20 protein-coding genes are annotated in these 24,844 nt (G+C 32.9%); 11 read left to right on the top strand and 9 right to left on the bottom strand.

Annotated features, from left to right (window positions below; genetic code table 11):
• Positions 1-42 precede the first annotated feature (42 nt).
• Together CA2559_RS07030 and CA2559_RS07025 are read left to right on the top strand one after the other, a co-directional pair.
• Positions 43-2,469, top strand: coding sequence for a TonB-dependent receptor (locus CA2559_RS07030; protein WP_013187165.1), 2,427 nt, complete (start codon positions 43-45; stop codon positions 2,467-2,469).
• 60 nt (positions 2,470-2,529) lie between these two features.
• A complete protein-coding gene (locus CA2559_RS07025) occupies positions 2,530-3,663 on the top strand; it encodes a PepSY-associated TM helix domain-containing protein (protein WP_013187164.1) in 1,134 nt (377 codons plus the stop codon).
• 26 nt (positions 3,664-3,689) lie between these two features.
• On the opposite strand, the gene CA2559_RS07020 is transcribed toward CA2559_RS07025, so the two are convergent.
• A complete protein-coding gene (locus CA2559_RS07020; RefSeq protein ID WP_013187163.1) occupies positions 3,690-4,079 on the bottom strand; it encodes a pyrophosphohydrolase domain-containing protein in 390 nt (129 codons plus the stop codon).
• Between the two features lie 38 nt (positions 4,080-4,117).
• Here CA2559_RS07020 and CA2559_RS07015 point away from each other — a divergent pair, with 38 nt between their 5' ends.
• A complete protein-coding gene (locus tag CA2559_RS07015) occupies positions 4,118-4,303 on the top strand; it encodes a hypothetical protein (protein WP_013187162.1) in 186 nt (61 codons plus the stop codon).
• Positions 4,304-4,368: 65 nt separating this feature from the next.
• On the opposite strand, the gene CA2559_RS07010 is transcribed toward CA2559_RS07015, so the two are convergent.
• The gene (locus tag CA2559_RS07010; RefSeq protein WP_013187161.1) at positions 4,369-5,820 is read right to left on the bottom strand and encodes a M20/M25/M40 family metallo-hydrolase; all 1,452 of its coding nucleotides are present in this window, start codon (positions 5,818-5,820) and stop codon (positions 4,369-4,371) included.
• Between the two features lie 5 nt (positions 5,821-5,825).
• Positions 5,826-7,841, bottom strand: a complete 2,016-nt coding sequence (locus CA2559_RS07005; protein ID WP_013187160.1) for a dipeptidyl-peptidase 3 family protein — start codon at positions 7,839-7,841, stop codon at positions 5,826-5,828.
• 208 nt (positions 7,842-8,049) lie between these two features.
• Between CA2559_RS07005 and CA2559_RS07000 the strand changes: the two genes are divergently transcribed.
• On the top strand, positions 8,050-9,081 hold the full coding sequence (locus tag CA2559_RS07000) for an SRPBCC family protein (protein ID WP_013187159.1): 1,032 nt from the start codon (positions 8,050-8,052) through the stop codon (positions 9,079-9,081).
• Between the two features lie 6 nt (positions 9,082-9,087).
• Here the strand turns inward: CA2559_RS07000 and CA2559_RS06995 are convergent, their stop codons facing one another.
• Positions 9,088-9,672 (bottom strand): hypothetical protein, encoded by a 585-nt coding sequence (locus tag CA2559_RS06995; RefSeq protein WP_013187158.1) that lies wholly within the window; start codon positions 9,670-9,672, stop codon positions 9,088-9,090.
• A complete protein-coding gene (locus CA2559_RS06990; protein WP_041241147.1) occupies positions 9,662-10,138 on the bottom strand; it encodes an ankyrin repeat domain-containing protein in 477 nt (158 codons plus the stop codon). The genes CA2559_RS06995 and CA2559_RS06990 overlap by 11 nt, the downstream gene beginning before the upstream one ends.
• Positions 10,139-10,293: 155 nt before the next feature.
• On the opposite strand from CA2559_RS06990, the gene CA2559_RS06985 reads away from it, so the two are divergent.
• The 6 genes from CA2559_RS06985 (at position 10,294) to crcB (ending at position 19,328) form a co-directional block, all read left to right on the top strand.
• Positions 10,294-10,818 (top strand): DUF421 domain-containing protein, encoded by a 525-nt coding sequence (locus CA2559_RS06985; RefSeq protein ID WP_013187156.1) that lies wholly within the window; start codon positions 10,294-10,296, stop codon positions 10,816-10,818.
• 116 nt (positions 10,819-10,934) lie between these two features.
• Positions 10,935-12,800, top strand: a complete 1,866-nt coding sequence (locus CA2559_RS06980) for a DUF3857 domain-containing protein (RefSeq protein ID WP_013187155.1) — start codon at positions 10,935-10,937, stop codon at positions 12,798-12,800.
• Positions 12,797-14,833 carry a transglutaminase-like domain-containing protein gene (locus tag CA2559_RS06975; protein ID WP_013187154.1) on the top strand — a complete coding sequence of 679 codons (2,037 nt, stop codon included), beginning with the start codon at positions 12,797-12,799 and terminating at the stop codon, positions 14,831-14,833. The genes CA2559_RS06980 and CA2559_RS06975 overlap by 4 nt, the downstream gene beginning before the upstream one ends.
• A gap of 81 nt (positions 14,834-14,914) precedes the next feature.
• Positions 14,915-16,948, top strand: coding sequence for a transglutaminase domain-containing protein (locus tag CA2559_RS06970; protein WP_013187153.1), 2,034 nt, complete (start codon positions 14,915-14,917; stop codon positions 16,946-16,948).
• Between the two features lie 2 nt (positions 16,949-16,950).
• A complete protein-coding gene (locus tag CA2559_RS06965) occupies positions 16,951-18,954 on the top strand; it encodes a DUF3857 domain-containing protein (protein ID WP_013187152.1) in 2,004 nt (667 codons plus the stop codon).
• Positions 18,954-19,328: a fluoride efflux transporter CrcB gene (gene crcB / locus CA2559_RS06960; protein ID WP_013187151.1), complete on the top strand. Its 375-nt coding sequence runs from the start codon at positions 18,954-18,956 to the stop codon at positions 19,326-19,328. Before CA2559_RS06965 ends, crcB begins: the two co-directional genes overlap by 1 nt.
• On the opposite strand, the gene CA2559_RS06955 is transcribed toward crcB, so the two are convergent.
• Positions 19,321-19,950 (bottom strand): DUF1684 domain-containing protein, encoded by a 630-nt coding sequence (locus CA2559_RS06955; protein ID WP_013187150.1) that lies wholly within the window; start codon positions 19,948-19,950, stop codon positions 19,321-19,323. The two genes, crcB and CA2559_RS06955, sit on opposite strands and share 8 nt — an antisense overlap.
• A 318-nt stretch (positions 19,951-20,268) precedes the next feature.
• Here CA2559_RS06955 and CA2559_RS06950 point away from each other — a divergent pair, with 318 nt between their 5' ends.
• The gene (locus tag CA2559_RS06950; protein WP_013187149.1) at positions 20,269-21,459 is read left to right on the top strand and encodes an MFS transporter; all 1,191 of its coding nucleotides are present in this window, start codon (positions 20,269-20,271) and stop codon (positions 21,457-21,459) included.
• A gap of 85 nt (positions 21,460-21,544) precedes the next feature.
• Here the strand turns inward: CA2559_RS06950 and CA2559_RS06945 are convergent, their stop codons facing one another.
• From CA2559_RS06945 to CA2559_RS06935, 3 genes are all read right to left on the bottom strand, one after another.
• Positions 21,545-23,074 carry an alanine/glycine:cation symporter family protein gene (locus CA2559_RS06945; RefSeq protein WP_013187148.1) on the bottom strand — a complete coding sequence of 510 codons (1,530 nt, stop codon included), beginning with the start codon at positions 23,072-23,074 and terminating at the stop codon, positions 21,545-21,547.
• A gap of 131 nt (positions 23,075-23,205) precedes the next feature.
• Positions 23,206-24,291 (bottom strand): helix-turn-helix transcriptional regulator, encoded by a 1,086-nt coding sequence (locus tag CA2559_RS06940; protein ID WP_013187147.1) that lies wholly within the window; start codon positions 24,289-24,291, stop codon positions 23,206-23,208.
• Between the two features lie 9 nt (positions 24,292-24,300).
• A complete protein-coding gene (locus CA2559_RS06935) occupies positions 24,301-24,738 on the bottom strand; it encodes an Lrp/AsnC family transcriptional regulator (protein WP_013187146.1) in 438 nt (145 codons plus the stop codon).
• Between the last annotated feature and the right edge of the window lie 106 nt (positions 24,739-24,844).

Here is a 24,844-nt window from a genome sequence, read left to right as displayed (position 1 = left end):
TGCCGAAAACAATCTATTTATATCAAGTCTAAATAAAAACAAATGACACGACTACTAACAATCGTTCTCTTATTTACAGTCTATCTTAATTGCTTTTCTCAAGAAAATAGCACTATACAAGGCCATATTACAGATGCAGACCAAAAACCTCTTTCTGGTGTAAATGTTTTAATTGCTCAATTAAATACAGGCACTCAATCTAATGAACAAGGTGACTTTAGTATTGAAAATCTTTCAGCAGGCAACTACACATTAACCATTTCATACCTTGGTTTTAAAACACAATCTAAACAAGTTTCAGTACAAAATGACGGTGTTTTAACGCTAGGTAATATTGTACTTTATGAAGGAAATGAAATTTTAAATGAAGTGGTAATTAATGGCGAACGCCAAAATAAATTTTCTAGAAAGAAAACAGCCTATGTAGCAAAACTACCTTTAAAAGATATTGAGAATACACAAGTTTATAGTACAGTGACTAATGAGCTATTAGAGTCTCAAGTAGTTACAAATTTTGAAGATGCTTTAAATAATGCTGTAGGTATAGAAAAACTTTGGACCTCAACTGGACGTGGTGGAGATGGTGCAGGATATTATTCTTTAAGAGGATTTTCTGTGCAACCACAATTGGTTAATGGTTTACCAGGTTTAACTAATGGCACAATAAACTCGGCTAATATTGAGCGTATTGAAGTAATTAAAGGACCTTCTGCAACTTTATTTGGTAACGCGGTTTCGTCTTATGGTGGCTTAATAAATGTAGTTACCAAAAAACCTTATGCTGGTACTGGTGGTGAGCTTTCTTATACTGCAGGTTCTTATGGTTTTAACCAGGTCACAGGAGATTTTAACACCGCTTTAGATAAAGAGGAAAATTTATATTTTAGATTAAATACATCTTATGCCTCTCAGCAAAGTTTTCAAGATGCTGGATTTAGGAAATCGTTCTTTGTTGCACCATCATTATCTTATAAAGTAAACAATAAGTTATCGTTTTCATTTTACGGTGAAATTACACAAGCCGAACAAACAAACCCTATGTTCTTGTTTCTTAACAGAAGTGCTCCTACAGAGGCTAGTAATTTAGATGAATTAGGATATAACAATAAACTTTCATTTACAAGTAATGACTTAACACTTGAAAATCCTTCTCAGAATTATCGTTTAGAAATGGATTATAAATTATCTGATACATGGCAATCTCAAACATTGCTTTCTAAAAGTTCTACATCTACAAAAGGGTACTATTCGTATTTATTTGACTTTGGTATCTTAGGTGATGATACCTTCACAAGATATATAAGTAAGCAAAACGCCAATACTGAAACATCTGACATTCAACAAAATTTTATTGGTGATTTTAAAGTTGCCAACTTGAGAAATAGAGTTGTTATTGGTGCAGATTACTTTACAGCAACACAAACTAGTAATAATACTGGTTATGCATTTTATGGCAATATTACACCAGAAGGTGGCAGTAATGGTGATAATCCTTTTACTCCAGAAGTAGAAGAAGACGCTTACCCGTTATCTTCATCTGGAGTAGATGCTGCATTGGAGTCTCAAGCCATTGGAAACAATAAGTCTAAATATCATATTTATAGTCTATATGCTTCAGACGTGTTAGATATTACCAATAATTTTTCTGCAATGGTTGGATTACGTTTAGATCATTTTGATAATGAAGGTGACATTTCATCTGCAGAAGATGATTATAATCAAACAACACTTTCACCAAAATTTGGGTTATTATACCAGCCAATTAAAGATCGTTTATCTGTATTTACTAACTATCAAAACGGATTTACAAATGTTGCTCCACAATTAGTTGGTAACCCAGAAGATGGCCCGCAAACTTTACAAACATTTGATCCAGAACAAGCCAATCAATTTGAGGTTGGTTTAAAAACCAATCTTTTTAATAACAGATTAGATGCAACAATTAGTTATTACAACATTCAGGTTACAGATCGTGTAATTACAGATCCTTCTTCGCCGTTTAATAAAATACAAGGTGGTGAGGTAGAAAGTAAAGGTTTCGAAATTGAAATTAATGCAAACCCTGTAAATGGGTTAAATATAAGAGCAGGATTTAGTAATAATGAGAGTACCACTACAAAATCTGACAACCCAGAAATACTAAACAGAAGGCCATTAGAAGCTGGACCAGAAACACTTTACAATTTCTGGGCAAACTATGAAGTGCAGCAAGGTTCTTTAGAAGGTTTTGGTCTTGGGTTAGGGTTTAATGGTGCAAGTGAGCGTTTTGCAATTAACTACGAGTCTACTGGAGAGTTTATCCTTCCAAGCTATACCATTGCAAATGCTTCTGTTTTTTATCAAGCTAATAAATACAGGATTACTCTAAAGTTAAACAATGCGTTTAATAAAGAGTATTACAAAGGTTGGACAACAATTTCTCCACAAACACCTAGAGCAGTATTGGCAAATGTGTCATACAAGTTTTAAGTAATAATTTGAATTATATAAAAGGGTATCTGTACAGGTGCCCTTTTCAAGGTTAATTATATGAAATATAAAAAGCAAATACTTACACTACATAAAATCTTAGGGTTAACAACAGGTATTGTTGTATTTATAGTAGCAATTACTGGTTGTTTCTGGGCATTTAAAGAAGAAATTGAAGCTTTATTAAATGACGACACTGCTATAGAGGTTAGGGCTCAAGAACACCTAACTCCTACAGAAGCTAAAGATATTGCCAAGACAGTATTTCCACAACAAACTGTTCATGGTACTTTATTTAAGCAACCTAATGATCCTATTGAAGTTATATTTTATGATGCAGAACCAGAGTTTTACCAAAGCGTGTTTTTAAATCCGTATTCTGGTGAAATCTTAGAAGTTAAAGATCATATGACTGGTTTTTTTGCTTTCATATTAAAAGGCCATATGAGGCTGTGGCTTCCTAAAGAGTTAGGAGAACAAGTTGTTGGTGTATCTATCCTTCTATTTATTATTATCATTATCTCTGGCTTTTTACTGTGGTTACCTAAACGGCGTAAAAACCTTAAACAACGTGTAAGCTTTAAATGGAAAGCCACCACACGTTGGAAACGAAAGAATTTCGATTTGCATACCATATTAGGATTTTATGTGTGCGCATTAGCATTAATCTTAGCATTTACAGGATCTATAATGTCTTATAACTGGATGCGTTATGGCTTTTACAAAGCAATTGGCGGTGATAAAACAATTGCGTTTATAATTCCTGAAAATACCTCAACTACTTTAGAAAAAAATCAGGATGTTTCTCCAATAGATCAATTAATACCATTACTGAGGAAAGAAAATCCAAATGCTGAAAGCTTTGAACTGCATTATCCACATTCTGAAACTGAGAGTATTTATATTGAAACTTCTAATACAGAAGGTGTGTATTACGATTCAGACTTTAGGTTTTTCGATCAAAATACTTTAGAGGAAATTGAAACACCAAGTGTATATGGAACATATAGCAATGCTAAGGTTTCCGATAAGATACTTAGGATGAATTACGATATACATATAGGTGCTATCGGTGGTATTGCAGGAAAGATTATAGCTTTTCTTTCAAGTTTACTTATTGCAAGTTTACCAGTAACCGGAACATTACTATGGTACGGAAGAACTTATAAAAAATCAAAAAAGTCAGCATTATAGCTGACTTTTTTAGTTGTAATATCTCTTTATTTAGTTTCAAGAATTTCTTTAATACTTGGCTTAAAGTAATTTGGACCTTTTAATACTTTACCATCTTCTCTATAAATTGGTTTTCCATCTTCACCAAGTTTACTCATATTGCTGCGCTGTATTTCATCAAACACTTCTTCAATTTTATGTTGCATACCGTGCTCTATAATTGTGCCGCATAAAATGTATAACATATCTCCTAAGGCATCTGCCACTTCAACCAGATCATTATTATTAGCAGCTTCTAAATATTCCTCATTTTCTTCTTTCATTAAATTAAAACGAAGTGTGTTCTTTGCCAAACCTAAGTCGGCAGTTGGCTCTTCCTTCATCCCTAACCCAAATGCAGTGTGAAATTGTCTTACGGCGTTAATGCGTTTTTTCATAGTTTTTAGAGTATTTTTGTGCTTTAAAAGTACAACTTATGTTTAGTACAGGACAATACATTTTTGCAGCACTTTTCTTTATAGCTTTTGTAATTGCTATGATTTTCACCTACAGGAAAGATGCTAAGCTTCACAAAAAGAATTACAAGGGTAGTATCTTTATACTATTAGGCTTTATAGCTTTTATTGTGTTCCTATTTATCTTGAAGACACAGCTTAATTAATAAAGTTATTACTAATAAAAAAGCCACGTTAAACGTGGCTTTTCATAGTCTATAGCTTGTTATAATTACTCTACACTAATTTTTTTAGAAAAAACTCCTTGATTTTTAATCTTAAAACTTGCTATATACAATCCTGTACTTAGCGAGTTTAAATCATAATTTCCTGTATTCCCATCAAGATTCTCAAACGTTAGCTTTTTTCCACTAATGTCGTAGATAGAAAGTGATTCGACAGTAAAGTCTGAGGATTCAAATCTATAACTCAAAACATTATCATTTACAGTTGTTATAACATTTGGCTGATTAAACTCTGTAACGCCTAATACTGAAGTTTTTGCTGTTTCAATTAAAAACTCTGTACAAAGTTTTGTGAATTTCGTAGCGTGATCTGCGGTACCAGAAACTGTAAACGTATCTCCTAAGGTATGAATAGCTTGGTTATGTTCTCCAAAAGCAGCTTCAAAGGGGAAAGATGCTGGGTAGCCTTGTGCAAACCAACTTGCGTGGTCTGAACATCCATAATTACATAACGATGTACCGTAAGTAACTTGGTGTACGCCATCTGCATTATAGTTGTCTAACAATTGCATTAAAAATGAATTTAATGATGTATCTGTATTATCTGTTATAAAATAAACATCGTTGTCTGAGCCATTAAAATTTGTCATATCAAATTGAGTGACACCAATTACATTTTTATTGTCGCTACTATAAGTTTGTGCAATTTCTGCAGAACCAACTAAACCTATCTCTTCTGCAGCATATGCCATAATTTCAATGGTACGGTTAGGCACAAAATCTATTTCGAATAAAACACGAGCAGCTTCAGTAATTGTAGCAATACCTGAGGCATCATCATCTGCACCTGGCGCCAACGCATTTACACTTGCTGTTGTATCTAAATGACCTCCAGTAATTACATACTCATTTGGAGATACAGCACCTGTAATGGTCATTATAACAGACGGCATTGTGGTCCCTGTATGGTTAAATAATCTCACAGAGACATCTGTACGGTTATAACTTGCTGCTAATGCTTCCCATTTTGCTTTTAAATCCATAGCAGCTTGTGTTCCTTCTGGTCTGTTATGGTATCTGGTACCATAATTTTGCAACTCTATAATATGATCTTCTAAATTCGATGTGCTTACTTCATTTAAAGCTTGTGTAACTATAGCATCATGTGTAATTGTATAGTTAGTGCTTGTAAACGATTGTGCATTTGGAATTAGTGGTGTTGCAGCGATATCATTTAAAGCCTTCTCTGCAGAAGGCTTTCTAATATATCCTGGTCCGTGTACCAATATAGCATCATGTAATTCATGAGCTGCAGTCTCGGTTAGCATAACTGCAGACTCATATTCTGTTGATCCTAATATTTGTACAGCATCTGGAAATTGAAGCTTTAATGTGCTTGCATCTTCCTTATTTAAGGTTGCGTAAAATGGTGAGTCATTTTGAGCATACAAGCTAAAAAACACACCTAAGTTTAATACTATGGCTAATACATATTTCATAGTTCTTATTTTAGGAATCCATATGTTTTTGCATACTCAAGCATTTGAGCCTCAAAAGATTCTGGTTGTGTTACTTTTATAGCAGTAATAGTTCCATCTTCATCCATTTCTGGAACAAGAACAGGATTTACAAAACCACTATAAGGTGCGCTTTTAAATTGCTTATTTCGTTCTAAAACTTCTTTATGAATGTCTTGATTTACTTTTACACCATAATCTTCAACTAAAGCTTTAGCAGCTTCATAGTCACCTTCAGATGTAATTCGCTGTGTTTCCTTAAGTAATTCTCCAAACAGCTCACGCATTTTAGAGTAGTCTTTAATATCAAAGTAAGTTTTACCATCACGTTGCTCCATAACAACTGCTCCAGATTCTTGAGCTTTCTCGAACACCCAAGCACTTACCCATTGTCTGTTACGCATATGTGCTTCTTCTACATCATCACCTAATTCTAATCGAATTAGCTGCGTCATCATACCATTTCTTATATAACCATCATAAGCAGCTTTTCCTGTTTTTTCCCAGTTGTCTGTTAATCCTAGTTCTTGAAGTTTAGGATCCATTAAATAGTATAAGCCGAATAAATCTGCACGACCTTCTTCAATTGTAGATTTGTAACTCTTTAAAGTTTCTTTTGGTGTACCAACACCTGGATTTATCTGTCCAGAAGCGTGCCCTACCACTTCGTGTAATGCGGTGTGTAGCTTATCTGCTTGCTTTCCATATTCTTTTTCTAATGCTACCTCTAAAGAATCGTTTGCAAATTCTTCTAAACGACCAGAACCGCCAGCACCATTATATGCATTAATTATGTTACCTAAGGATACAGACTTACTTCCGTGAGCTTGTCTTATCCAGTTGTTGTTTGGTAAGTTTACACCAATTGGCGTACTTGGTGAAGCATCTCCAGCTTCTCCTGCAACAATAACAGTTTTATAAGATACTCCTTTTACCTCTGCTTTTTTGTGCTCAGCCATTAATGGAGAGTTATCTTCAAACCATTGGGCATCTTTAGATAAAACAGCCATCTTTTTAGACATGTCAAAATCTTTAATCTGTACAATACTTTCATAAGAACCTTTATAACCTTTTGGATCGTTGTAAACTTCAATAAAGCCATTTATCCAATCGATATCACCTTCTGTAGAGTTTACCCAAGCAATAGCATACTCATCCCAAGTATCTAAGCTTCCTGTTTTATAATAGTCTATTAATAATCCTAAAGCTTTTGCTTGATTTTCATTTTCTGCTACTCCTTTAGCTTTTTCTAACCAACCGATAACCTCATCAATAGCTTCGCCATAAAGACCTCCACTTTTGTATGTTTTTTCAACCAGCTTACCGTTTTCTTTAACAAGTTTAGTATTAAGACCAAGTTCAATTGGCTCATTAGCATCAACTGTTTTAGATCCATAAAACTGCTCTACATCTGCAGTAGTTACATCTGGTCCATAAAAGTTTATAGCGCTCTCTAATACAATATCTGCATCTTTAGAAAGGTTTACTTTTTTAGTATCTTTATCATTAAACAATACTTCAAAAGCTTCGCCTTCAAGCGTTGTATTTGTATCTGCTAAAAGTTGATTTAAATACTCTGCAGAAAAGTCTGGAGTCATCTTTACAGTACTGTAATGATGGTGTATACCATTAGAGAACCATATACGCTTAACAAACGTTTCGAAGTTTTTCCAGTCTTCTGTGTTTTTATCACCAGTGTATGTTGTATACACATTTTCTAATGCTTTACGAATAGTAAGGTTATGACGGTAGTTTTGAGCCCACATCATATCACGACCACTAAGACCAGCTTGCGTCATGTAGTAAACAAGCTTTTGCTTTTCTAGACTTAAATTTTCCCACCCAGGAATTTCGTATTGCAAGATTTTAATGTCTGCAAATTCATCTACAATTCCAGCTTTGGTTTCTTTTGGTTCTGGTTTTACCTCTTCTTTCTTTTCTTGGCCACAAGATGTTAAAAGAAGTAACCCTAAACTTAATACGGTTAGATATTTAAATGTCATTTTATATAATTTGATTATTTAAGGTGCAATTTAATGGTATTTCGCTAAATCTTAATTCCTTATCTCATATATTTTTAAGAATGACTCCTGTAATTCATTCAACTTCATAACCTTAAAAGCATATTTTATCACTTATACCCCAAAAATGTTTCGAAAACAGTTGCTATAATATGTATATTTACATACCATTAACTATACCCCTAACTTTATGAAATTTTTAAAATACTTATTTTTCCTTTTACTAATTGTAATAATTGGTGCCTCTATATATGTAGCCACTATAGATGGCGACTTTCAAGTTGAAGACTCTAAAGTAATTAATGCACCAGCATCTGTAATTTACAATGAAATAAATGATCTTAAAACTTGGGAAGATTGGGGTCCTTGGAAAGCAGATGATCCAAACATAGTTACAAGTTACCCTGAAAAAACAGTAGGCGTTGGCGCAAGCTATTCTTGGACAGGTGATACTGCTCCAGATGGCCGTATTGAAACTATTGATGCTATACCAAATAAAAGCATTACACAAACCATGGTAATGGAAACACCTTTAGGACCTTCTGAAAGTACTGTATACTGGACATTTGAAGAGGTTGAAGAAGGTACAAAAGTAACTTGGGGAATGAAGGGTTCTCAAAGTTTTCAGGATAAAGCATATTGGGCAGCACAAGATGGTTCTTACACACAAATGCTAAAACCAATGTTTCCTAAAGGCTTAGAAAACATAAACACAGTAATCGAAACTAAAATGTCTGAATTTTCTATAAATGTAGATGGCATTACACAACATAGTGGCGGTTATTATATGTACAATACTTCTGCATCTAAGATAAGTGCTATTGGCACCAAAATGGCCGAGATGATGCCACAAGTATTTTCATATATGCAAGAAAATAATATTCCTATTTCTGGTAGCCCAATGACTATTTACGAGCAATGGGACTTAGCGAATAATACCGCTATATTTTCTTCTGCAATACCAACCACAAACCAAGTTATCACTCCTAATGATAGTCCTATATTATGCGGTTTTATGCCATCTCAAAAAGTTGTTAAGACGACACTTAAAGGAGATTATAAAAACTTAAAAGATGCTTGGGGTGCTGCTAATGCTTATTTAGAAGAAAATAGCCTTGAGAAAATGGAGACTTCAAAAGACTTTGAAGTTTATAGAACAGATCCTAGTGCAGACCCAAATCCAGCTAACTGGGTAACAGAAATTTATATTCCTATAAAATAAGAATACTTAATTATTATGGTTGCTGTTAGACAAATAGCGCTTAGTTAAATTAGAGAGACTCTTTGGTTCTAAACTTATATGTTCCTGTTGTGTTCTTAAAGTTTCAATTTTAGAAGCATAGGGAATATTTCCTACTTTAATTAGTGCATTTAATTCTGAATCAAAACAATTATATAATAATTGAGAAAGTGGTGTTCTTAATTGCGTATGGTTAAATTTTTGAATAAGCTTCTTACAACTAGATAAAAATAATTGAGGATGTTTTGAAAGTGTCTTTACGATATTTCCAAAATCTTTTAAAACGTGTTCATTAGATAAGCTTTTTACTGTGATACCAGTATCTATATTAAGCAAAGGTTTAAATAAATATAAAGCTTGATGAATATACTCAGTACGTTCTACCTCAGATAAATAAATAATATCCAAACCTAGCGCCGTTTTTACTACAAATACATTTTCACCCAAAGTAAGCTTAAGGTATTCCCAATAGTTTAACTCCTGATCTATTGGTAACACGGCTTTTCTTTTAAAACCCTTATTACGAATTCTTACCGATTGTAGTTTATTAATGAGAGATGTATCAAGACTCATCACTCAATAAGTCTAGAATATCATTTAACTCTTGCATTTGTGCGTGATCTTTAGCAGTATGACCTCGAGCATCTTTTAAACTCTTATCTGCATTATGCGCCAATAAAAGCTTTACAATAGCTTCTTGATTAAAGGTTGTTGCATAAATTAAAGCAGTCGCATTGTTAGAGTTTTGCAAATCTATGTTGGCGCCACGTTTAATTAGTAACTCAGCAATTTCTGGATACCCCTTAAAACACACACCCATAAGCGCTGTATTTCCAGAAGCATCTTGTGCATTTATGTCTGCGTTATGATCTAATAAAATTTCAGTAATATCTTTAAAACCATAATAAGTAGCAAGTAACAATGGTGTAGAGCCACGTTGGTCCTTAGCTTGTATTAGTTCTGGATATTCTTTTAATACAATAGCAATATTTGCCTTGTCTTGAGAGCGTATAGCGTTAAATAGTAAATCAGGATTCATAGCATAAATTATAGTTGAAAATGTACGTAAAACCTTTATAGGCATCAACCGGTTTAACATTTATTTTCTTGAAGTATAAAATTATGTTATTTGTAAGTCTTACAAGTATTTGCATTATCTATTGTCGTAATTTTAAGATTAGAAAATTCTATACTATGAAATTAGACTACTTTACAAAAGATATAGGCATGGTGCCAGAAATTATTATAGGTACTACAGTTGTTTACATTGCTGTTATCATATTTACAAGAATATTTGGCCTTAAAAGCTTTAGTAAAATGACTGGGTTTGACTTTGTGAATACTGTTGCCATAGGTAATCTTATAGGTATGACTATAGCCACGAGCAACCCTAAATTACTACTAGGTATTTTATTAATTGGGCTTTTATATCTTGCAAACTACCTAGTATCGTTACTTAGATTTAGAAGCAAAACGGCACGAAAACATTTAGATAACAGTCCAGTATTAATTATGAGAGACGGACAAATACTTTATGATAATTTAAATAAAGTAGAAATTACAGAAAACGAACTTAGAGGCAAATTAAGAGAAGCAAATGTGATAAGACTAAATGAAGTAAAAGCTGTAGTCCTAGAAACTACAGGAGATGTAAGTGTATTACATGGTGATGACGACAAAGAAATTGAGGCTTATATTTTAGAAGATGTTGAAATATAGAATGCATAATTATATAATTCTTAACTATTTTAACAAAGTGTAAACATTTTCAGAAATGTAATTTCCTATTTTCGTCGCTATAATTTCATTTCGTGATTTTAAGACTCATTTTTTTATTGATTCTTTCTGCTTCTTACGCTCAAGAATCTAAGTTTACAATTTTAGATCTCCCCAAATCTTTAACTGAAAATGCCAATAGTATCACCAAATCTGAATCTACATTTGTAGATGTCTCAGATTCTGGCTCACAAGACGTATACTATACAAAGACCATTACTATTCTAAACAGTAAAGGAAACTCAGATATTAATGCCTTTGCATTTTATGACAACAACAGTAAAGTAAAAAAACTTAATGCTACCATATATGATGCATTAGGAAATAAAATTAAAAGCTTTAGTAAACGCGACTTTAGGGATGTAAGTGCAGTAAGTAACGGGACGTTGTATTCAGACAATCGTGTAATGTACCTGGACTACACTCCAATAACTTATCCATATACTGTTGTTTTCGAAAAAGAGACAACCTCCAAAACATCTGCTTTTATAGAACGTTGGATGCCTATTGAAGATTACTTAAGCAGTACGGTTAGATCTACTTATACCATAAAATTTAATCCTAAGAACAAGCCTATATTTAAAGAGTTTAATTTTGATGGCTATACTATCACTACGGAACAAAAGGAAGGAGAAATGTCCTGGAAAGCAGAATTACTACCTGCTGTAAAACATGAGTATTTAGCACCAAATTTAAATGAAATTACGCCTATGCTTAGGTTGTATTTACCACAATTTAGCTTACAAGGCGAAAAAGGCTCTGCTAACAGTTGGCAAGATTTTGGTAACTGGATGAATACCAACCTCATTGAAAAAACAAACGATTTAAGTTCTGAAACTATTGAAGCAATTAGGGCTCTTACAGCCAATGCTACTACAGATGAAGAAAAAGCGCGAATTGTATATAAATTCGTTCAGGATAAAGTTCGTTATATAAGCGTTCAGATTGAAATTGGTGGCTGGAAACCTATGCTAGCGTCCGATGTAGATAAACTAAGCTATGGTGATTGTAAAGCCCTTACCAATTACACCAAAAGTTTAATGGATGCTGTTGGACTAACTTCATACTACACCATAATTTATGGCGGAAATGAACAAACAGATATAGATAAAGATTTAGTTGCTGTACAAGGTAATCACGTAATATTAGGAGTAGATTTAAATGAAGATATAACGTGGTTAGAGTGTACTAGCCAAACATCTCCATTTGGATATTTAGGAGATTTTACAGATAACAGAGATGCTTTAATGATTACTCCAAATGGCGGTATAATTACCAAGACAAAAGCATACAATGCAGAAGAAAGCACCAAACGCTATACAATTAATTGCGACATAGATGGCACCTCAGTAAAAGGTCATTTAAATGAACACAGCAAAGGTGTTTTTTATCAAGAGGCTAGTTATGCTAACACTATGTCTCAAGAAGAATTAAAAAACAGTTACTTAACAGAGTGGCGTCACATAAACGGTCTTTCTGTAACTAATATAAGTTTAAATGACGATCAAGATAATATTACTTATCAAGAAGATTTAGATTTTACAATACACCAATACCTCTCAAAAGCTGGGAATAACTTTATACTTAAGCCAATAGTATTTAGCAATTCGAGAGCATTAGTCCCACCAAGAACCAGCAACAGGAAAACACCTTTTATTATACAGCGTCCTAAAACAGTAGAGTTTTTAATTTCTTATACCATACCAGAAGGTATGACGGTAAACACACCAGAAGACACTATACTACATACCCCATTTGGAGAATACAACTTAACTTTCTCTTTAAAGGACAACCGTTTATCCTGTAAAAGATCCCTTAAAATTACCGAAGGCACATTTGAGCCTAACCAATATGAAGCTTACAGATCATTTTGTAAGACCATAACTAATAAAGACAACACAAAACTCCTTATCTCTACATTATGAAGCAAACTTTACTCTTAATTGCTCTTACACTTATTACATTTCCTACACTTGCCCAAGACTATGATTTTGGAGATGTTTCAAAAGAAGAATTGTTAGAAACCGAACATCCAGACCATCCCGATGCTTCTGCTTCAATACTTTATAGAGATTACAAAACAAGATTTTCCTATTCAGAAGAATATGGCTTTTTTGCAATTACAGAAGTACAGGAACGCATAAAGATTTATAACAAAGAAGGTTACAAATATGCAGATGTTGCTTTTAAACTTCATACTAGTGATGGTAGGACAAAAGATACTTATAACGGTCTTAAAGCTTTTACCTATAATTTAGAAGGTGGTAAAGTAAAAAAGGAAAAACTAAAAAATAATGGCATTTTTGAAGAAGAGGCTTCAAAATACACCACGCTTGTAAAATTTGCAATGCCAAATATTAATGACGGTAGTGTTATTGAATATAAATATGAGCTACAAACTCCTTACATCTATAATCTAGACGAATACAGTTTGCAGGAGTTTATACCTATAAAGAAATCTGTTTTAAAATTTGCATCACCAGAATATTTTGGATGGAATTTACACCAAAGAGGTACTTTACCTCTTAATGTAGAACAAGGTAGAGGACGAGATAAAATTACTTATGACCACTCTGAGGCCCTATTAGATAAAATGAAAGATGTTGGCAGCCAGCGCCATGGCAAACCAACCATTAATACTAGAAACACTATAGATGTACAAACAGACATTTATGATTTAGAGCTAAGTAATGTGCCGCCACTTAAGGATGAAGCCTACACCAATAACGTAAACAACTATAAGAATTCTTTAAAATTTGAAGTTTCTTTTAGAAACTTGCCTGGCAAAGGTCTTGAAACAGTTACAACCACTTGGGATAACATTACAGAAACCATTTATAGGTCTTCAAGATTTGGGAATGAGCTGGATAAAAAAGGATACTTTAAGAGTGATTTAGAGCGAATTTTAAACACCTCTAATACAGAAGAAGAAATAGTGTTTAACATATATGAGTTCGTAAAAAAGAAAATGAACTGGAATGATTATGTAGGCATTTATACAGATGAAGGAGTTGTTAAAGCGTACAGAACTAATACTGGAAATAGTGCAGATATTAATTTAATGCTAACTGCTATGTTAAGAGAAGCTGGCATTACATCTAATCCAGTTTTGGTAAGCACAAGAGATCATGGTATTCCTGTATCTCCAACTATAAACGGCTTTAACTTTGTAATTTCAAGTGCAACTATAAACCAAGAACTTTATTTGTTAGATGCTACCAATAAAAATGGATCTGTAAACTTTTTAGAAGAACACCTCTTAAATTGGAATGGTAGACAAATAACAGAAGATGGTCGTTCAAGATGGATTAACCTTAACCCAACGTCTCATTCAGAAAACAATACAATTATGTCTTTAAAGTTTGATGAGGCTATGCAGATAGAAGGTTCATTAAACAGTAAGATTACAGGACATAGTGCTTACAATTTTAAAAAGAGGTTTAGCAGGAAAAGTGAAGAAGAGCTAGTTGCTACATTTGAGAGCGACTACCCTAACGTAAAATTTGGTGAGTACTCTTTTAAAAACCATAATAAAACTTACGAGCCTATACTCTACTCTTATAAGTTTAATGTTGAAAAACCGGTAGATGTTATTGAAGACAAGTGTTACTTAACACCAATGTTACACTTAGCAGATTTACAAAACCCGTTTGTGTTAGAGGATCGTACATTCCCAATAGACTACCAATACCCAAGGAAAACAAATTATATAGTAAATATTGCCATACCTGACGGCTATAATGTTAGCACGTTACCAGAAAGCACCAAAGTATTACTACCTGAAGAATTGGGAGAGTTTTTATATAAAGCCAAACAAGTGGGTAACAACGTACAAGTCTCGTATCAATTTGTAATTAACTCCAATCTTGTTCCATCAAAATATTATAACGAGTTAAAGACCTTCTACAATTTAGCAATAGAAAAACAAGAAGAAAAAATTGTATTCGTAAAATCTTAGTCTATTACTACATATGTAAAATAGCATTTACCATATAAGTGGTTTACAATAATTGAAATACAGACACCATAACACCGCTAAATGAAACTTAATTACGCATTTACCATACTTCTAACGTTTTCCTTATTTACTACATTGCTTGCCCAAGATTATGATTTTGGAGATGTTTCAGAAGAAGAATTACTTGAGAAAGAACACCCGATATATAAGGATGCAGATGCTGCAATTTTATACAGAAGCTATAATACCTATTTTACATATACCACTAACGAAGGGTTTTTAGTTAATACAGAAGTACACGAACGTATAAAAATTTATAATCCAGACGGCTATAAATATGCTACAAAATCTGTTTCTCTATATGAGCAGGACAGTAAATACAAAGATGACCTAAGAAGCTTAAAAGCTTACACCTACAATCTAGAAAATGGTAATATAAGTAAAGATAAATTGTCTAAAGATGGTGTATTTAAAGAAGAGCAATCTAAATACAGAACACTAACTAAATTTACAATGCCAAATTTAAAAGAAGGTTGTGTTATAGAATACAAATATCTTTTAAAGACTCCTTTTGTATCTAATTTAGATGAATTTAGGTTTCAGGAACAAATCCCTATTAATACTGTTAGCTCAAAATTTAGATCACCAGAGTATTACGGGTTTAATATGCATCAAAAAGGCCTGTCGCAAATTTCAATAGAAAATGAGGTAAAAAGTAGGACGATTATATACAAACCAGAAAACTCACAATCGAGAAAAATTGTAGATAGAGTTGTAATACACGACAAATCTCCAAAAACTAGAAAGCTTACATTTAGCGAAAATATTATTAATATGTCTGGCTCTCAAATACCTGCTATTAAAGAAGAGCTTTATACTAACAATATAGATAACTACTCAAATGCTATTAAGTTTGAGTTAGCGTATATCAATTTTCCTGGCTCTACCTATAAGAATTACTCCAATTCTTGGGATGATGTTGCTAAAAGTATTTTTGACCAACCACAATTTGGAGACGAGCTTAAAAAAAGCAATTATTTTAATAATGATTTAAGTCGCCTAATTTCCTCTCAACAATCTGAAATTGAAAAAACTGTAGCCATTTATGAGTTTGTAAAACAAAAAATGAATTGGAATGGTTACGTAGGTATTGCAACAGATGATGGTGTAAGAAGTGCCTATAAAAACAATGTGGGTAATATCACAGAAATTAACCTCATTCTTACAGCTATGCTCAGAGAAGCTGGTTTAAATACCAATCCTGTTTTGTTAAGCACAAAGAATCACGGCATTCCTATATTCCCTACAAGAAATGGTTTTAATTATGTGATTTCAAGTGTTACAATTGATGGAGGTTTAGTTCTCCTAGATGCTTCAAAAAAATATGGAGAGATAAATCTTTTAGAGGAAGAACTATTAAACTGGAATGGAAGATTAATTACAGAAGATGGAAGATCTAAATGGGTTAACCTATTGCCAAACAAGCAGGCAGAGCAAAATACAATGCTTAGTGTAACTATAGATAACGATTTAAATACAAATGCTAAGGTTATAAATAAACTTACTGGGCATAAATCTTATGCATTTAAGAAAAAGTATGCTAATGTTGCTAAGGTTAGTCAACTGGAGATGTTCGAAAATCAATTTAAGAATATTCAAGTCTCTAATTTAGAAGTTCAAAATCTAGATAAGCTATATCAGCCTATTTCATTTAATTATGACGTGTCCTACTCTAATGCGTTAGATATTATAGATTCTAAAATTTATGTAACACCATTGCTACACTTAGGCACTTATGAAAATCCTTTTGTACCAGAAACAAGACAATATCCTGTCGATTTTGTTTACCCATTAAAAACTAGAGTAATAGCATCAATTAAAATACCAGACGGCTATACTGTTGAAACTATTCCAGAAACCTTAAACATAGCCATACCAAAAAACCAAGGTAGTTTTCAATACTTAGTTAATGTATCTGGAAACAACATTCAAGTGTCTTCACAACTCTCCATATCAACTCATATTATAGCATCTAATTACTATAAAGAACTTAAAGCCTTTTATGATATGGTTATAAACAAACAGTTAGAAAAAATAGTCCTTGTAAAAAGTTAAGCATGAAAATAATTACACTAACACTATTACTTTGTTTTACAATTACAATATGCCAATCTCAAAGTTTTAAAATTGGTAAAGTAGACAAAGAAGAATTTACAACATCTGAGGAAATTTTAGAAGGCGCCATTTATTTAGAAAAATACAGAGAAACGTTTTTTGAATATGAAGGTAACAAAGGATGGATTTTAATTACTGAAATAAAGGAACGTATTAAAATTACCAGTAAAGAAGGCTTAGACTATGCTACAAACAAGGTGTATCTGTACAAAAATAGTCCAGACTATGAAGAGCTTAGAAAGTTTAAGGCTTTTACTCATAATCTTTCTGGAAAAAAGGTAATTAAAGAAAGTCTTAGTAAAGATGCTTATTTTGAAACCGAAAAAAATGAAAATTGGACAGAAGTCTCTTGGACTATGCCAAACATACAAGTAGGCTCTATAGTAGAATGGGAATACACAGTTATCTCGCCATTCCTGAAAATTGATGAGCTAATTATCCAAGAAAACATACCAGTAAGAAATTACGAAGCATTAATACGTACGCCGCAATTCTTCTCGTTTAATTTAATTAGAAGAGGTTACTTTAATATAGTTCCAAAACAAGAAACAGTTTTTAGATCATTAAGTATACATCAAGATAGTAAAGATGCCTATGGAAAGCGTGTTGTAGCTGGGCCATCAAATAATTATAGCTGGAATATTTATGAAATACATTCAACATTTAAAAAAACTAATATTCCTGCATTAAAAGAAGAACCTTATGTAATAAATAAAGAAAATTACAGATGGGCTGTAAATTTTGAACTAACAACAATTACTTACCCTAATGAGCCAGAGCATAAAATATCAGCTACTTGGGAAGAAGTCTCCAACACTATTTATAAATCTAAAAACTTTGGAGAACAGTTAGAAAACACAAAATATTTAGAAGATGAAGTAAGCCGTATAAAAGCTATGAATCTTACTATAGAAGAAACATTAAATGAAGTTTACAACACAGTAAAACAAAGAATGAATTGGGATGGTAAACGTACTAAATATACAAATGGAAAAATAGCAAAAGCTTATAGAGATAGAACTGGAAATGTTTCAGAAATAAATTTAATGCTAATCTCCTTATTACGAGAATTTCATATAAATGCAAATCCCGTATTACTTACTACAAACGATCAAAAGGTATCACTTTTCCCAACTCTAGATGGTTTTAATTATGTAATAGCTGCTGCAGAAATTAATGATAAGATGTACCTTTTAGATGCTACAGAAAAACTAGGTACGCCAAATGTATTACCTAGACGAACCTTTAATACAGGTACAAGCAGGTTGGTAAAACAAGATGGCACCTCAACAGAAATACAATTACAACCTAAAGATGTTACGCAAGATTTAATGCATTTAGAGTATACGTTAAATGATAATCTTTCTATATCTGGAACAATAAAGGAACGTTATTCGAAAATTGAATCGCTTTACTTCAGAAAAAACCACTCTCCAAATAATACAGATGCAAGAATAGATGAACTCGTAAAAGAAATTAATATTGAAGATATTACAAATTACGAGGTCGAAAATTATAAGAATTTACAAGATCCAATAGTTGAAGGCTATACGTATGAAATAAATAAAGGTGTAGATGTTATAGCTGGTGAAATTTATTTACAACCTCTACTTTTCAAAAAATTGACTACTAACCCTTTTAAAAGTGAGACAAGAGATTTTCCTGTAGATTTTCTTTATCCGTTTTCTACTACCAAATCTGTTAAACTAAATATTCCAGAAGGTTTTAATGTGTCTTACCTGCCAAAGAGTGAGGTTGTAGAAATGCCAAACAAACTTGGCCGCTATATATACCAAATTTCACAACAAGGTAATGTTATAGTTATTCGTTCTATTACTACCTTTAACCAATCTACAATACCACAACAATATTATAAAGAGCTAAAGCAATTTTATAATAAGCGTATTGAGAAAGAGACCGAAAAAATTATAATTAGTAACAAGTAATGAAACAACTCCTTCTTGTATTTCTTGGTGGTGGTTTAGGAAGCGTTGCACGCTTTGCCGTTACCAAACTTGTTGTTTACAAACAGCTAAACCTTATTTGGGGAACACTTGCAGTAAATGTTATTGGCAGTTTACTAATTGGGCTTATCTTAGGTTATACCTTAAAGACAACTGGTTTAAACCAAAATACAGCTTTACTATTAGCAACTGGCTTTTGTGGTGGCTTCACCACATTTTCTACATTTGCTTACGAAAACCAAGGGCTGTTAAGAACAGGAGATTATACTACACTTCTTTTGTATACAATAGGAAGTTTTGTATTAGGTATTTTAGCTGTTTTCCTCGGACTTTGGTTGGTAAAAAGCCTTAGTTAGTAATCGTATCTTTTTCCTTTTTAGCATAGTTCTTTACACCAGCGTGTATTGCTAAACTAATATGATTGTCTTCTGGAGGAATTGGGCAAGAATACTTGCCGCTATACGCACAATACGGATTGTACGCTTGGTTAAAGTCTAGAACAATAACATCATTCTTTGGTATTTTTAAATCCAAATATCTTCCACCAGCATAAGAGTCTTCGCCATTACTGTTATCTGTAAATGGTAAGAATAGATAGTTGGCATACTTAGGGTCTGTAATTAATTGCTGGCTTTGGTAAATATTTAAAACAAACTCTTCATCTTCCAACATAAAATGAGCTTCACCATATTTAATATATACAGGTTTACGCTCAGTTGTGGTTTCCATTATAAATGGTGACTCAGAAGGTGTTCTAACAAACTTTGCTTTTACAACCAAATTAGTGTCAATAGGAAAGAAATCTAATGTTTTAAATGCTTTAAAATCTTCTTTAGGCAACGGAGATTCTAAGCTATCTTTAAATTCATGATTTATTTTTTCCTGAAATTTTAGGGCTTTTTTAATTAGAATACTGTCTTGCGCAACAGCAGAAAAGCTAATTAATATTAAACAGATATAGGTAAGCGTTAAACGCATCTTTTTCTTTTTTTTGCAAAATTACAAAAGTGATTCCTTTTTTTATGTAGCTTTACATCAATTAATTACGAGATGAAAAGACAACAATCAATTTATACATGTACTATGGTCATTTTAAGACCTCGGACTACTGTATTCTGATTGTTACTTATATATAACGATTTCACAATGTCCGATGGTATAATCATCGGGCATTTTTTTTGTCATTTACTATAATTTACTCGTTGCAAACATTTTACATATTGTACTATCATTAAAATAGATAGTTAACTATTTAAATTCATTCTAAATAAACAGACCTTTACAAAAACCAATCATATGAAATTCTTTAAATTTTACGCAGACTCTTTCAAGGGCTTAAGTAGAGAAATGTGGTACCTCTCTATAATTATGTTTATAAACAGAGCTGGCGCCATGGTAATCCCATTTTTAAGTTTATACCTTACCAAAAGTGAAGGCTACTCTTTACCACAAGTAGGCTGGATAATGTCTGCATTTGGAATTGGCTCTGTAATTGGTGCTTGGGTAGGCGGACAGTTAACAGATACTATAGGTCATTATAAAACAATGGTGCTAAGTTTAATATTAGGTGGTTTAGGCTTTATAGGTCTACAGTATTTACATACTTTTTGGACGCTAGTTATTGGTGTAGGTGTTGTGATGATATTTGTAGACTCATTTAGACCTGCAGCTTTTACAGCAATTAATGCTTATAGCAAGCCAGAAAACAAGACCAGAAGTGTAACACTTTTACGTTTAGCAATAAACCTTGGGTTTTCTATGGGTCCAGCACTTGGCGGACTAATTATAACTAGTTTAAGTTATAGTGGACTTTTCTGGGTAGATGGTGTTACCTGTGTAATTGCAGGGTTCTTACTTATAAAATTACTAGATCCTAAAACTGCAAGAGAAGAGCATCAAGAAGTTGTACAACATCCATTATCGCCATATAAAGACTTTACTTACTTATGGTTTATACTAGCCATCATTTTATTTAGTTTGGCATTTGTACAGTATTTCTCTGTAATGCCATTATTTTACACCAATATATATGCGCTAAGTGAAGATGAAATTGGTTTACTATTAGCATTAAATGGTCTTGTAATATTCTTACTTGAAATGCCACTTATAAAATATTTAGAAACCAAAGCTGTATCTGTACTAACCTATATAATTTGGGGAACAATTTTAACAGCATTCAGTTTCTTAATTCTCAATGTTTTTTCTTGGATAGGTGTATTAATTATAGGTATGTTATTAATGACCGTAGGCGAAATGATTGCGTTTCCGTTTACAAATAAGTTTGCATTAGATAGAGCTAAAGGCGGAAAAATGGGTGCATATATGGCACTTTATAGCATTTCTTTTTCAATAAGTCACATTTTTGGGCACAATACAGGTATGAATCTTGTAAGCAACTTTGGTTATACAGCAACTTGGTTTACAATGGCTGCTTTGCTTGGAATAGCAGTACTTATATTCCTTTCTATAAAGTTAAAACAAAGATAATTTGGGCGTTTCCGCCAGTACTAACTGGCGGTCGCGCTTTCGTCGTTACACGGTAACTTACCTCAATCGCTAACGCAAAGAGATTCTATTTTTTAATAGCCTTCATAAATCGTTTAAGCTCTTGTGTAACTTTAGGTGCTAATATGGCAAGTCCTATCATATTAGGAACTAGCATAGCAAAGATCATAGCATCACTAAATAATGTCACTGCTCCTAAACTTGCAGCAGCACCTACTACAGTTGCACAGCAAAATAAAATCTTATAGATATACTCTATCTTTTTAGTTCTCCCGAATAGGAAAGACCAAGCTTGGTAGCCATAGTAAGACCAAGAAATCATAGATGAAAATGCGAAGAGTATAACAGCTAAACTCAGCAAATACGGAAACCAAGAAATACCTGTTTCTAATGCCTGTGCAGTTAATAAAACACCTTCTTCATCAGACAATTGAGCGCCTATTTGCAATTGCCCTGTTATTATAAGGACCAACGCCGTCATAGTACACACCACAACAGTATCAATAAAGGGTTCAAGAAGGGCTACCAATCCTTCACTTGCTGCGTATTTGGTCTTAACGGCACTATGCGCTATAGAGGCACTACCAATTCCTGCTTCGTTTGAAAATGCAGCTCTTTTAAAACCTTGTATAAGTACTCCAATAAATCCGCCAGCAATACCTTGTGGACTAAAAGCTCCATCCCAAATGGCTACAAATGCAGTTGGAATTTCAGAAAAGTTTAAACCTAATATTGTTAGCACAGCCAAGACATAAGCCACAACCATTACTGGTACAATCTTATCTGTAACCTTGGCTATTTTCTTTATACCACCAATAATAACAATGCCGACAAGAATGGCCATTATAATACCAAACACCCAACCTTTACCGTAAATAAAGCTTTGCTCTGCTCCAGTAACATGTTCAAACAACTTAAATGCTTGATTTACTTGAAACATATTACCACCACCAAAAGAACCACCAATACACATAACAGCAAATAAAGCAGCCAGTAGTTTTCCTAAGCTGTGCAATCCTTTTTCTCCTAAACCTTTTTTAAGATAATACATTGGGCCACCAAACACGGTACCATTTGCATCTATCTCTCGATACTTTACACCTAATGTGCACTCCACAAATTTTGAAGACATCCCTAATAACCCAACCAAGATCATCCAGAATGTTGCGCCAGGACCACCAATTGATAACGCTATAGCAACACCAGCAATGTTTCCTAAACCTACAGTTGCAGATAGCGCTGCTGTTAATGCCTGAAAATGGGTTACTTCTCCAATATGACCTTCTACTCTAATAGTATCTGGCTGGTCTCCGTTTACAGTAGAGACTGTATTAGAAACTTCTATATCTCCAGCTTGTTCAATTGCCTCATAATCGCCTCTTACTACTTTAATAGATTTTAAAAAACCACGTATGTTTATAAATCTAAAATAGATTGTAAAATAACTTGCCCCCAAGATTAAGACTATAAGCACCCAAGGAATGCCTACGTTTTCTGTTAGTGGTATTTCAGCAAAGATTGCATCTGTAAACCAGCTTGTGGCATTTTCGAAATACGTGTTTATCTGTTCGTCTAAAGTTGATTGAGGAATTGCCATTGTTAAGAAATATTGATTCCTAACAAATATGTTGAGATTACCCTTAAACTAAAAGGTTACACACTGCTGAAAAATAATCCGCGATTAGTTAAGCATATGGTTAACCATAGGTAAACACTAGCTTTAAAGCTTTACAACTCTTTTCTAGCAAACTCTATAAGCTGTTCTTTTCCTCCAGATCCACTTATGTTTAATAGCTTTTTTATTTGATGTATATGTGTCTGAAAACCATCTACACTAATATTCATCTCTTCTGCAATTTGGGTATAGGAATGAGTGTCTCCAAATTTAGCTAAGAAAGTCAAGACTTCTTTCTGGCGTTGTGACAACTCTATTTTAGAAGATTCTGTAAGTGTTTCAACTTTAATTTTTAAAGATCTTATGGTATCAAGATGACTCTCATTTGCAATAAGTAATTTATCAAGCTCTGTAGAAAGTTTCAAATTTTCAGAATTTAAATGCTCCAATTGAGATTGCTTCATCTCGCGTTCAGTTAAAAATTTCCAACTGTATAACAAGATTGAAAATAATAAGATATAGATAAATTTAAAAGAGAGCGCCGTTATCATTCCTGTTAATGTCCAAAACTCCTGATCTATATAGGTAACCACTCTATCTTGTGGTATAATTCTATGAGACACAGCTACAATTATTAGTACAAACAGTGCAAAAGATGGCAAATACATAAACTTCATCTGTCTGTTACTAAAAGCCTTATTAAGCTCATTAAGTAAAGAAAAGGCAACTATTATAGAGATTGGAATATCTATAAGCCAGATAAAATTATTGCTAATGGCTACGTTTGTGTAAGATGCTGCTATAAATACAAATGCTATAATACCCATAACGCCAGAAAACAACGCTATAAATTCTTTTTCTGTAAAGCGTTGTACCAACCGGACAACCATTGGCCTAAATTTATTATGCTCTATAGATGGTAATGAGAGTAAAATAAACATAGAGTTTAGTAATGATACTGTAACTCCAGAATATATTAAAAGTTTATGTGTTGCGCTTAAGCCAAAAACCTTAACACCTAATAACTGTATTACAGATCCAATACCCCAAATAAAGATGGCCCAACCAAACCATTTTATACCATTTACTTTGGTATTATTTTCTTCATAAGGTAATTCCTTTTTATAAATGCGCTGGATAACAAAAGCGCTTAATAAGCAGACTAAAGCTGTAACCGTATGTTCTATTGTAAATAACATGGTTGTAATTTAAGCTTTTATAGGATTATTGTCTACAACTTTAGATAATACAATTTGAGTTTTACACTCACCATAAGTAATTAGATCATCAATAAGGCGTTCTAAATGCTGTTGATTTTTAAGCACAACTTCCATGACAATATTTTCGTTTCCCGTAATACGGTAGCAGTTAATAACCTCATCATAGGTTTTTACTTTTTCTAAAAACGGTTTTAATTTACCCATAAATGCACGCAAGGTAATAATGGCTTTTAAGTGATTGCCTACCATTTTATAAGAGACCTTGGTTGTGTACCCTTCAATAATTCCTGCGTCTTCTAATTTCTTAATTCGCTCTGAAACTGCAGGAGATGTAATACCTACTTGCCTCCCAATTTCTGCATTACTAAGTCTAGCATTTTGCTGTAAGAGTTTTAAAATTTTAGCGTTAATTACATCTACCAACATATTAAAGCAATTTGAATTAAAATAATTATTATTTAAAGTAAATATACTCTTTTACATTAAAATCTAAATATAAGATTTGTAATTACTCATTAATTTTGATGAAAAC

The organism is Croceibacter atlanticus HTCC2559, assembly GCF_000196315.1.
GTDB classification, from domain to species: domain Bacteria; phylum Bacteroidota; class Bacteroidia; order Flavobacteriales; family Flavobacteriaceae; genus Croceibacter; species Croceibacter atlanticus.
The sequence above is the reverse complement of the archived record's forward strand: the minus strand, read 5'-3'. Positions and strand labels throughout refer to the sequence as shown.